General features: G+C 40.8%; 7 protein-coding genes. 2 read left to right on the top strand and 5 right to left on the bottom strand.

Going from position 1 to position 11,950, the window contains the following annotated elements:
- Positions 1–149: 149 nt before the first annotated feature.
- The 4 genes from JOC28_RS06570 to JOC28_RS06555 all read right to left on the bottom strand — a co-directional run bounded on the left by JOC28_RS06570 (position 150) and on the right by JOC28_RS06555 (position 6,802).
- Positions 150–4,712 carry a hypothetical protein gene (locus JOC28_RS06570; RefSeq protein ID WP_205009898.1) on the bottom strand — a complete coding sequence of 1,521 codons (4,563 nt, stop codon included), beginning with the start codon at positions 4,710–4,712 and terminating at the stop codon, positions 150–152.
- A gap of 208 nt (positions 4,713–4,920) precedes the next feature.
- Positions 4,921–5,736, bottom strand: coding sequence for a TIGR03943 family putative permease subunit (locus JOC28_RS06565; protein ID WP_205009897.1), 816 nt, complete (start codon positions 5,734–5,736; stop codon positions 4,921–4,923).
- Positions 5,733–6,638 (bottom strand): permease, encoded by a 906-nt coding sequence (locus JOC28_RS06560; protein ID WP_205009896.1) that lies wholly within the window; start codon positions 6,636–6,638, stop codon positions 5,733–5,735. The genes JOC28_RS06565 and JOC28_RS06560 overlap by 4 nt, the downstream gene beginning before the upstream one ends.
- Positions 6,639–6,667: 29 nt before the next feature.
- Positions 6,668–6,802, bottom strand: coding sequence for an SPJ_0845 family protein (locus JOC28_RS06555; RefSeq protein ID WP_205009895.1), 135 nt, complete (start codon positions 6,800–6,802; stop codon positions 6,668–6,670).
- 466 nt (positions 6,803–7,268) lie between these two features.
- Here JOC28_RS06555 and JOC28_RS06550 point away from each other — a divergent pair, with 466 nt between their 5' ends.
- Both JOC28_RS06550 and JOC28_RS06545 read left to right on the top strand, forming a co-directional pair.
- The gene (locus JOC28_RS06550; protein ID WP_205009894.1) at positions 7,269–7,652 is read left to right on the top strand and encodes a VOC family protein; all 384 of its coding nucleotides are present in this window, start codon (positions 7,269–7,271) and stop codon (positions 7,650–7,652) included.
- A gap of 74 nt (positions 7,653–7,726) precedes the next feature.
- Entirely contained in the window at positions 7,727–8,779 is a 1,053-nt protein-coding gene (locus JOC28_RS06545; RefSeq protein WP_205009893.1) for an LLM class flavin-dependent oxidoreductase, read from the top strand.
- A 79-nt stretch (positions 8,780–8,858) separates the two neighbouring features.
- Here the strand turns inward: JOC28_RS06545 and JOC28_RS06540 are convergent, their stop codons facing one another.
- Positions 8,859–11,903, bottom strand: a complete 3,045-nt coding sequence (locus JOC28_RS06540; RefSeq protein ID WP_205009892.1) for a GBS Bsp-like repeat-containing protein — start codon at positions 11,901–11,903, stop codon at positions 8,859–8,861.
- Positions 11,904–11,950: the final 47 nt, after the last annotated feature.

Below are 11,950 nucleotides of genomic sequence, written 5' to 3'. Positions count from 1 at the left end.
GCTTTTCATTATAAGTCATGTGGGACTTTTTTTCTACATTCAAAAAGCCCTACAATCTCCTTGGTGGATTTACCCACTACAGAAATTATAGAGCCCTAAATCAGATATATGAAAACAAGGTGGAATTTTCCACCTTGTTTTTTTCTGTTTTATAGGAAGGTTACAACGCCGTTGGAATCAATGCTGACGAGTTTATCGTCAATGCTACCAGTGTAGTTTTTTAATAGATAGCCTGAGTTTTTAGAAAAATAGTAGGTTTTTCCTTCAATTGTATAGAATCCTTTAGCGAATTGACCGTCGTTACCGGCATAATATAGCAAACCTAAAGTATCTTGAAGAAAACGATTCCGAATGAGTTGACCAGTTTTCTTATCGTAGTAGTATTGATTACCATCAGTATCTGTAATCAATACTCCTTTGGCTTGCCAATAATTGGTTTCATCAAAATAGTACTCTTCTCCATCAATAGTATAGCGGCCTTTTGCAGGACTGCCATCTTCGGTTATGTAGTACCATTTTTCATATTTGAACACAAATGTGTTTCGAACGAGTTTTCCATTAATATCATAGAAATATACGGAACCATCCTCTTCGTATCCAAAGTTCTCTTTGGCTTGTACACCATTCTTATTGAAAAAGACATCTTCCCCATTGATTGTTTGGTGTCCAGTTAATAATTTACCATCAGGACCTGCATAGTACCAAGCCAAGCCATATTTGAAGTAAGTATTCGTTAGCAATTGCCCGTCTTCGCCATAGAAGTAACTTCCATCGTCTTCTGTTAAAATGGCATTTTTGTATTGAGAGCCATAATAAAGTGAAAAATAATATTGTTTTCCATCAATTTCGTATCTACCGAATACTTTTTGACCATTCTCATCGAAATAGTACCAGCCATAATCATAGTAAAACTCATTTCTCAGAAGATGACCATCATTCTTATCATAGTAGTAGGTATTACCATCTTCTGCTATAGCGGATTCCGCTTTAGCTTGTATGCCATCTTGACTAAAGAAGAGGTTGAGGCCGTTGATAACTTGGCTACCTGTAACTGCAATTCCATTTTCATCGAGATAATACCAGTTACCAGATTCTCCTTTAATAAATTTGGAGCTTTCATATACCCTCTCACCACTATTGATATCGTAGTAGTGGAGCCCATCTTCATCTCTACCAGTGCCGCCTTTAACTTGGTAGTTTCTTTTGAAAAAGTATTCCTTGCCATCTATGATGGTTTTTCCGTTTGCAAGTGTTCCATCTGGATTAGCATAATACCATCGAGAGTATACTTTAAAGAAACCTTGGTTGTAAGCATGACCATTATCTGGACTATAGTAGTAGCTGTTTCCTTCGCTATCTTCTTTGAAGACAGCTTTTAATTGTTTCCCATTTTCATCAAAATAGACATGATAGCCGTCGATGGTTTGAGCACCAGTCAATTTTTTTCCATCTTTACCGACATAATACCAGGCTGTATCTTTATTGTAGACGGTTTTGGGATAAATAGGAATATATGAATTGACAACACGGTGTCCATCTAGAGCGTCATAGTAATAACTGATACCTGACTCATCTTCTGCGAAATCCCCTTTTACTTGTTTGCCGTCCTGAGCAAAGAAGAGTATTTGCCCGTTAATCACCTGTGTTCCAGTAACCTTTTGTCCCTCCTCATTGACATAATACCAGGCTGTATCTTTATCGTAGACGGTTTTGGGATAAATAGGAATATATGAATTGACAACACGGTGTCCATCTAGAGCGTCATAGTAATAACTGATACCTGACTCATCTTCTGCGAAATCCCCTTTTACTTGTTTGCCGTCCTGAGCAAAGAAGAGTATTTGCCCGTTAATCACTTGTGTTCCAGTCACTTTTTGTCCCTCATCATTGAGATAATACCAGTCAGAGATTTTATTAGTGGATTTTTCTTCGATAAAGTCATTAGTGACGCGGTAACCACCTAGAGCATCGTAATAATAGCTTACACCTGCTTCATCTTCAGCAAATTGTCCTCTGATAGGATTGTTTGACTCATCGATAAAATAGGTCCTACCTTGGACAGTATTTGTTCCTTTTGACAGTGTGTAGTATGTGATATTGCCTTGGTCATCAATTGCTGCCCACTGATCCTTACTCTTATCAAAATAAAGACCAGTCTTGGGTTCAATCAGAGCCTTGTCATTAAAGGCATAGTAGACTGTTCCATCCTCTGTAGTGAAGAGAGTACTTTGATACTGACGACCATCTTCTTGGAAATAGAAGGTTTGTAAAACGCCATCTATCTTAATTTCTTGGCGTCCAGTAACTTTTCTCCCATATTCATTTATATAATAGGTTTCTCCATCTACCTCAACGAAGGCACTGTGAACCGGATTTCCATTACTACCATAAAAGCGCTCAATCCCATATTCGTCGACAAAAAATGTATTTGTGATTGCTTTTCCAGTCTCATCAAAATAGTAGGAATAGCGGTAGCCATTTCTAAGAATTTGTCCATTTTCATCGATATAGTAACGGTTATTGTTATAGTGAATGGTATTAGAATAAATACGTTTTCCAGTAAAACCATAGTAATAAGTCATACCATCGGTCGGGTCAACAGCAAAATCACTATAAATCAAGTAGCCGTTTTCATCGGCACCATAGATTCCATCCTTGTATGTAAATGGTTTTGTAGCTCTTATTCCATTTTCATCCACATAGCCGGCTTTTTCCCTAGTCCAATTGAAAATCAATTGGTTATAGACACGATAGCCCTGCTTGTTATCATAGTAGTATTGATTACCATCATCTTCTTTGACAAAGGCTCCCTTAACTGGGATTCCCTTGTCATCAAGGTGGAGAATATTCTCTCCATTGAAAACCATCACTCCGGTAAGAAGTTCCTTGCTACCATTGTTGATAATGTACCAGCTAGAATCATCGCCATAATAGACTTGACTGATCAGGTGACCATCTTCTTTATCGTAGTAATAAGGAATTCCGTCAGAATTCTCATAAACTTGACCGCGGATGCGTTTTCCATTTTTATCGTAATGATAGTAGGCTCCATCTAGCAAGACCTGTCTAGGATCAGCAGTCACAATCACTTTCAAACCATCTTCAGTAAGGTAATACCAACGACCGTCTTGATCAAAGAGGAAGGTCTTGCCATCAATGATTTGGCTTCCAGAAAAGCGGTGACCTGAACTGTCAATATAGTACCAGCTATCTTCATACATGAAGAAGCGATCGTAGACAAATTGTCCATTTTGATCAGCAAAGTAGGGCGCTTGGTCACTATCTGCCACAAATTGATTTTGAAAAGCTTTGCCATCTTGCCCAAAATAATAAGTCTTGCCATCAATTGTTAGTAGACCACTTGTCTTTTGACTGTTTTGATCAAGATAGTAGATATCTCCCTTGTAGGTTGCTAGGCTGTTTCTTAGGATTTGTCCATTTTGGTCAAAATAGTAGGTTGTTCCTGTATTATCAGTAGCAAAGCGGTTTTTAGCCAGCTTTCCATCCTGGTCGAAGAAGTAGGTTACACCATCGATGGTTTGGTAACCAGTGACTTTTTGACTATTGGCATCAACATAGTAGGTCTCACCTCTATAGTCAACGAAGGCGTTATAGACGATTTCTTCCTGGTCATTAAAGAAGTAGGTTACACCATCTTCAAGCGTTGAAAAGCGGTTCCTTGCTTCAATCCCATCCTTATCAAAATAATGCTCGACACCATCAATGATATGACGCCCAATCAACATTTGTCCATCGTCATCAAAATAGTACCAGTCATCGCCAATCAAGGCGAATTTATTATAAACACGAAGTCCATAAGAATTATAGTAATAGGTCTTGCCGTCTTCAGCGACCTGAAAATCGCTGATTACGAGACCACCAAATTCCCTATAGTAATAATAAGTTCGCTCGACAGTCTTTAAGGTAACAGGAACATCCATTTGCCTCTCTTTACTATAATAATAAGGTTGGTTGTCAATGAGTTTTAGGAAACGATGATTGGCATAGTCAAAGGGACCATAGCTGAAAGTATAGAAGAGGAAGTCCCCATTTTCATCGACTCCTTCCAACATGGTTTTAGACCAGGTTCCGATATACTTTTGCCCAGTTGGCGTCAGTTGATAGATGCCTCCATCAACTTTAACAGTTACTCTCATATCAGGGACGTTAGTGGCATGACCACGGTATCTCCTGTGAGACTCGTAATAATAGGTTTCTCCATTTTCATCAGTAGCAAAGCCTGTATTGGTGTTAGTAGCATACCATACGCCATCAACTTGATAAAAAGTATCAGTTGCTAAGGATTTTTTCTCTTCAGTTTCAGAGGCAGTTGAACTTGCTGATGCTTCTGAACTAAGTTCGGAACTAGCAGTATCTGTTTGACTAGTTTCTGACTGAGAGGCTGTCTCGGAAGTGACCACTTGACTCTCAGAGGCTACCGTTTGACTGGTGCTTTCAGAACTGACTTCCTGCTCATCTAAAGTCTGAGAATTTGAACTTGTTTCTTGGCTTGTCTGATCAATAGCAGAGCCTTCAGAGCTAGCAGTAGTAGCCTCCTCGCTAGTTACTACTGTAGTTGACGGTTCAACTGTAGATACAGTTGTTTGATCTATGGTGTCATCCGCCGCTACAAAAGCCGAGCCTAGTAAGAGGCTGGAAAAGAGCAGAGCAGATGCCGATGTCTTAAAAAAAGTACTTTTCTTCATTTTCATAAAACCTTTCTGTTAGAATAATTTCATATTATCTATTATGTAGTAAAAAGTCAATAAAATTCTAAAAATTTACATAAAAATTTGATAGCGTTTTAATGCTTGCTATTATTTGATTTGTAGAAGTATTTGGTAAAGGAATATGAGATAATCTAGTCTAGGTTTTGATTAGAAAAAAAGAATCCAGATTTTAAATCTGAATTCCTCTTCTTTAAAAGACACGGTAGACGTAAGGATTGCTTGGTTCCTCAGTCGCCTGCGAGCTTGTGATATGGAGAACTGGGAGGTTTTGTCCCAATTCTTGGTTGTATTCGAGGCTGATCTGTCCAGAGACGGTCAACCAGGTATTGTCATCATAGGTTTGTGTCAGACCAGTTGTCAAGAGTCCGTAAACACCTGAGTCGGCGATACAGTGAATGATTCCAAAACGGAAGAGATACTGATAGCCTGAGTGATTTGGTTCGTTGTAAACAAAGCCAGTGTATCGAATGGTTCGTCCCATAAACTCATCTGGGTAAAGATAGATGAGTTCCATGACTTCCATGTAGTTTTCGCTGGTGATTTCGAGATCGCCACTTCCTTGATATTTTTTCAGTTCCTTGCGCATTTCCTTATCATAGGCTGATGCTGTAAAGTAGGAGCTGGTATCAGGTCTTAGATACTGGATAGACACATTATCTTCGGCAGCAGTTTGGGCAGAAGAACCAGCAGCCAGTGGGAAATTATAACCCTTGGCAGACACGGTTGTCGAGTCCAAAGTAACAGTCGGCACAAGTAAACCAACTAAGACTGGAAAAACCAGGACCATCGGACTGGTCAGCTTGGCTATTTTCCCTGATAAATGGCTGTGCATCTTGAGGTTACGTACCCAGATAATGAGTTGTACCACCGCAAGAATGAAGGACAAAATCATGGAAATATAGGCTAGATAGCTGTAATGAATGTTGATGTACTGATTAAGTTTTCTAGTGACATTGAGGTACATGATGACCTCAAAATAGCCTGCCAAAATCAAAAATCGAATCATGAAATTACCCCCAAAACTAAGCAGTAGATGATGATGACCAGACTTGAAGTCCCAACAAATTGCAAAATAAAGCGAGGTTTGAAGGATTTTGCCATCATCAGAAGGTTCTTGATATCAACCATGGGTCCGATAAGGAGGAAGGCCATGACTGGTCCCATACCAAAGGTTGATACCAGTGAGGCACCGATAAAAGCATCCGCCTCGCTACAAAGTGAGAGGATAAAGGCCATGAGCATAAGAACCAGAATAGCTGTCAGAGGGCTATGCCCGATACTGGTCAAAATGCGAGTTGGGACGTAAATCTGCATAGCAGAAGCAACCAAGGTCCCAAAGACCAGATAGCGACCAGTATCGAAAAATTCATCAATAGCATGAGCAAGCGCCGCAAAAATCTTCTTAGGAAGACTTAAGTCAGAATAGTCATGAAAATGAATAGGCTTGGCATTTTCTTTGAGAATATTTTCATCCACCACAAAACCTAGCATGATACCAAGGATAATCGCAACAATAATTGCACCCAGTAGTCTAAACCAGAGATAGGTCCAGGAATTACCAAAAGCCGAGTAGGTGGCAAAAAGGACAATAGGGTTAATGATTGGGGCAGTCGCTAGAAAGGGCACTGCAGTGTAAGAGGGCACCTTTTTCTCCAAAAAACGATTGATAATCGGTACGATACCGCACTCGCAGGAAGGGAAAATGAAACCGACGAAGGTTCCAAAAAGAATGCGTAGAAACTTATTCTTTGGCAAATAGCGGTGCACAATATCAGGAGTGATAAAGACCTCGATAAAACCAGATAGAATAGACCCTAAAAGGACAAAAGGCAGAGCTTCAATAATGATGGAGAGAAAAATCGCCAACCATTGAAGCACACTGTCAGGAAGTTGATTAAAGATAGCCATAAGCTCACCTCGTCATCTAACTCAGAGACTTACTTGTCAGCTTTTTGATCAGCATCTTCTTTTTTCTTACCTGCATTTGGATCTGAGTCTACCTTGTCAGGAAGCTTTGCAAAGCTTTCAAATAGACTTTCAAGAGAATCTTCTTTTTTGTAAGTAATAGCCATAAGTAACTCCTTTAATTTATGATACAAAGGGCGTTAAGAAAGGCGTTTGAGTAAAATAGTTCAGTGAACTGTTTTAGGTTTGAGCCTAAAAACTCAAAAGCGAGAATAGGAAGATGGCAGAAAATCCTGATTTTCTAGCCAGCTCATCTTGACACTAGCCTTTTAGCCCATGTTCAAATAACATGATACAAAAGCCGTTAAGCGAGCAAAGCAAAAATATGCTCGAACGGTCTAGGGGACAGTTCAAGGTGGGAAATGAAGAAAGTAATGCTTTCTTCAAAAGTCCGAAATCTTCGATTTCCTCAAGGCTCTGTAACTTCTTCTATTATACTTGTTTTTTGAAAAAATAGAGAAATGAAGCTCATGTCTTGTCAAAAATAGGAGGATAAGATTAGTTTTACAGAGGATTGTAGCAGTATTCCTTGGCTAAAAAGCTTATACTAGAGTTAATTAAAGGAGGTCTCTTATGACAGTAAAAATTGAACATGTTGGACTTTGGGTGAAGGATTTAGAAGGGATGAGACGTTTTTACGAAAGCTATTTTCAGGTGGAAAGCTCTGCTCTTTATCATAATCCTAAGACGGGCTTTTCATCCTACTTTCTCACATTCGAGGGTGAAGCGAGATTGGAGCTCTGCCATCGACCAGACGTCCAAGCGGAGCAAGAGATTAGTCTGGGCTTTGCGCATTTAGCCCTTTCTTTGGGCAGTAAGGAGGCAGTAGATGATAAGGCGGAGCAGTTGGTTGCAGCAGGTTTCTCACTTATAAATGGACCAAGAACAACTGGAGATGGTTACTATGAGGCTGTCGTCTTAGATCCAGAAGGCAATCAGCTGGAGCTGACTATCTAGTGAGTGAGCAAAATAATATCTTTTAATACTAATTAGTGATAAAATAATCCCATAATCTTGAAGAGGTAATTTTTATGGGAAAACAAATTGAACTAGGTATTTCTACCTTTGGTGAAACAACAGTACTAGAAGAGACTGGGCAGGCTTATAGCCATGCTGAGCGTATTCGTCAGTTGGTTGAGGAGATTGAACTGGCAGATCAGGTTGGATTGGATATCTATGCCATTGGTGAGCACCACCGAGAGGATTTTGCGGTCTCAGCTCCTGAAATCATCTTGGCGGCGGGCGCTGTCAATACCAAGCATATCCGTCTCTCATCTGCAGTGACCATCCTGTCATCCATTGATCCTGTGCGTGTTTACCAGCAGTATGCGACCATAGATGCCCTTTCAAATGGCAGAGCTGAGATCATGGCTGGACGTGGTTCATTTATTGAGTCCTTTCCACTTTTTGGCTATGACCTGGCTGACTATGATGAGCTTTTCAAGGAAAAACTAGATATGCTGACAACAATCAAGTCTGATACTAATCTGACTTGGAAAGGACGTTTGACCCAGACTGTTAACAATCGACCAGTCTATCCACGTGCCGTTCAGAAGGATTTTCCTATCTGGGTTGCCACAGGAGGGAATCTTGATTCTACGGTAAGAATTGCAGAGCAGGGGCTTCCGATCGTCTATGCCACTATTGGAGGAAATCCCAAACATTTTGCCCAACTGGTTGCCATCTACAAGGAGATTGGAAGTAGACACGGTTACAGTTCTGACCAATTAAAAGTCGCAGCTCACTCATGGGGCTGGATTGAGGAAGATAATCAAAGAGCTATTGACCGCTATTTTTATCCAACCAAGCAGACGGTAGATAATATTGCTAAAGGTCGCCCCCATTGGACAGAAATGACCAAGGAGCAGTATCTAGCCTCTGTTGGACCAGAAGGTGCCATGATGGTAGGGGACCCAGAAGCAGTAGCGCAGAAGATTATTGCTATTATCGAGGATCTTTCACTAGATCGCTTTATGCTTCATCTGCCAGTCGGTTCTATGCCTCATCAAGATGTCCTTAATGCCATAAAACTCTATGGTGAAAAAGTCGCACCGCTTGTCAAAAAGCATTTTGAGGAGAAGTAGATAGAAAAAGAGCAGTACATTAGTTTACTGCTCTTTTAGCCAAAGGACTTTGTTCTGTATTGTACAGGATTGAGTCCTTTTAATTTCGCATTTCACTGACAATTGTTGAACCGAATTGGGCAAATCGACCAGTATTTGTTAGACCATTGCTTCCTGTGTGTTGCGTCAAGACACCGACAATATAGGTTTTTCCGTTAACTTTAATTGCAGCGATATCATTTTCAACTCCATAGCTTGCGTCGTTACCTGGTTTATCCCAAGTCTGGGCAACTCCTTGAATATTGGCTGGTAGCCAAAGCTTGTAGTAGTTATTGGATAGGTCTGCTAGCATGGTTCCTTCAGCATTGTTATTTTGAAGTGTGCCATTATAAATATTTTTCATTAAATCAACTGCTTCATGGACATTGATATAATTTTCAAGCCCTGCATTAATCTGAGCTGGAATACGCATGTATCGGTTCAGAGTAGTCTGAGTGTAACCCATACGACGGATTTCATCATTGACAGCATTAACGCCGCCGACAGCATTGATCATAATATTTGTTGCTGTGTTATCAGAGTATTGCACCATGTAGCGAGCGATATCTGCTAAACTATGACTTTGACCACTTGTTCCAGTGAGAACGGTTGATGCTGCAACGATGTCAGATGACTTGATGGTGTAGTTGGCAGACATATTTAGTTCTCCACGAGCTTCTTTTTGATAAGCTGCCGCTAGGATAAATAGCTTGATAGTAGAAGCGGAACGTTGGACAACAGTCTCTCTTGATGCAGCAAATTCAACTCCATCAGAAGAGGTGATGAAGAAAGACTTGTCGCCAGATAAATTACCAAATTGACGATTATACTGATTTAAAATATCATTTAAATCATTTTGAATATTACTTCGTTTTTCCTTGAGATTAACTTCTTTAGTGGCAGTTGCCACACCCTTCATTCCATTATTAGTATCGTAATAGAGATGAATGTTGTAGCTGCCGCTGACATAAGAATGACTTGATAGACGGATAATGGCTTTATAGCTACCATCAGCCTGTTTATAAGCATCCTGCCATTGGATGTCATCCTGCCCCTTATCCTCAGTCCAAACGGCTAATTTGACAGCTTTCAAACCATCTTTTGTAGCAACTTCGCTAATTGTTGCAGTCAGGGTATAGTCACTAGTATTGAGGTCAGAAACAGTTAGTTTACCTGTTTGATTACTTGTCTGTTCAACCGTAAAGCTCGTCACTCCCAAGCCAACTAGACTATTATTGCCAACCAAACTATTGGCATAGACATGGGCTTGATATTGACCAGTATCCAGCTTGTGGTCGCTGAGGCTGACAATGGCTGTATAAGAGCCATCCGCATTTTTGCTTGTACTTGTCCACTTGATATCATCCTGGTCGTTCTTGTTTGACCAAACTGGAATGGTCACAGATGTGATGTACTGCGGCGTTTCAGTAACGATGATTTTATAGTGGGTGTCGTTAGTTTTTTCAACGGCAACCTTGGCTGACGGTTTTGGAAGCTCAATCGTGCTTACCGCAAGACCGACAGCTCTGCCATTTTCAAATGAATAGGTGTGGATATTGTAAGTGCCATAGCCAGAGTGGTCTGTGTACAGAGCCAAGGCATTACCAGAAGAATCAGCATCGTACCACTTGATGTCATCTTGGTCCTTTTCCTGAGACCAAACGGCGAATTTGACCTTTTTGTAATCCTTAACTTCGGTAGAGCTGACATGTAGTGCAATCCCTTGACTGGTCAAGCTTGAAGTGACTTCTGTTTTCGCAACTGGCTTAGTGATTTTGAAGGTTCCTAGATTGGTTCCAGTCGAAGTCCCGTCAGTGTAATCCGTGTAAACATGAACCGTATAATTTCCGCTGGTGTTTGACAAATCAGTGATTGAAATGGTCTGCTTGGCTTGGTTATTGCTGATGGCTGGCGCATACCACTTGAGGTCGTCCTGCCCCTTGTCTTCTGACCAAGCCGCAATACGAACGCCTGTTAGGGTCTTGGTTGAACTTGAACCCACAACAGTCACATCAAAACTTGTCTTATTCTCGGCATAATTGACGAGAGAAACGGTTGCTGTCTTGCGATTGTCAACATTGTTATAGCCATCTGTGGCAGAAAGACCAATCAAACCACCTGTAATCGTACTCTGACCATAGACGTGAATATTGTAGTGGCCAAATTCACTATTGTGATCCTTGGTCGCAACGGTTACCGTATAGGTTTTACTTGCCGTTTTCTGAGCAGTGTACCACTTGATGTCGTCCTGATTATTATTGTCTGTCCAAACAGGGATGGTTACACTAGAAATGGAGTCAGGGACATTTGACACCGTGATAGTAAAGGCATCTGTTGATTTTGAAGTCACAGCCACTTTGACATCAGTCGCAATTGTGATAGTCGTTGTATCAAGCCCCACCATCTGACCGTTGCGGTTTGCGTAGGTGTGGATATTGTATTTGCCATATTCCTTGTGTTTTGACAGGTCAATATAGGCAGCACCCGCAGCACTAGCCGTATACCAAATCAAATCGTTCTGATCATTAGGGTCGCCCCAAACGGCGAACATGATTTTTTCATTGCTGGCGATAGCTTGATTGTATTGGATTGTGATGGACTTATCATCAGTCTTTGCCGTAACCAACTCTTGGCTGGCAGTCGCGCTTGAGGCAAGACTGGCTGACAGGGCTGCCACAGGCAGGTCATTCACTTCTAAATCTGAGAGGCTAAAAGTTGTAAAGCTTTCTGTTTCCATGATAGTAGTTTCATCAGAAATAGCAGAGCTAGCTTCCTGGCTTGAAACCTCTGACGACGTGCTAGTTGTCGTTTCAGCTTCAGTCTCAAAACTGCTTGTCGTAACTTCAGAGCTAGTTTCCGTAGAAGTTGCCATTTCTCGGCTGGTTTGAGTCTCACTTGTAATCGTTGTTTCAGTTGTTTCTGCTACAGTCTCAGCAATAGTGGCATCGCTTGTTTCAACTGTCAGCTGAGTAGTGGACTCACTAGTGGCTGTCGTTTCCTCAGCGGAAACACTAGCTCCAAAGCTCAAAAGCGCCGTAGCCAAAACAACACCACAGAGTCCATAAGTTTTAGATTTTCTAAATCCAAAATAGTCTTTCTTTTTCATGTTTTACTCCTATTAAAACTCATTTCTTTCTTATTATAAGACTTTGT

This window comes from Streptococcus loxodontisalivarius (assembly GCF_016908645.1).
GTDB lineage: Bacteria > Bacillota > Bacilli > Lactobacillales > Streptococcaceae > Streptococcus > Streptococcus loxodontisalivarius.
Note: the sequence above shows the minus strand (reverse complement) of the source record. Positions and strands in the feature narration are given on the sequence as shown.

What these genes read in the sequence shown, in the direction of transcription:
- JOC28_RS06570 (WP_205009898.1), bottom strand. Translation starts at nt 4,712, where the DNA reads ATGAAAATGAAGAAAAGTACTTTTTTTAAGACATCGGCATCTGCTCTG.
- JOC28_RS06565 (WP_205009897.1), bottom strand. Translation starts at nt 5,736, where the DNA reads ATGATTCGATTTTTGATTTTGGCAGGCTATTTTGAGGTCATCATGTAC.
- JOC28_RS06560 (WP_205009896.1), bottom strand. Translation starts at nt 6,638, where the DNA reads ATGGCTATCTTTAATCAACTTCCTGACAGTGTGCTTCAATGGTTGGCG.
- JOC28_RS06555 (WP_205009895.1), bottom strand. Translation starts at nt 6,802, where the DNA reads ATGGCTATTACTTACAAAAAAGAAGATTCTCTTGAAAGTCTATTTGAA.
- JOC28_RS06550 (WP_205009894.1), top strand. Translation starts at nt 7,269, where the DNA reads ATGACAGTAAAAATTGAACATGTTGGACTTTGGGTGAAGGATTTAGAA.
- JOC28_RS06545 (WP_205009893.1), top strand. Translation starts at nt 7,727, where the DNA reads ATGGGAAAACAAATTGAACTAGGTATTTCTACCTTTGGTGAAACAACA.
- JOC28_RS06540 (WP_205009892.1), bottom strand. Translation starts at nt 11,903, where the DNA reads ATGAAAAAGAAAGACTATTTTGGATTTAGAAAATCTAAAACTTATGGA.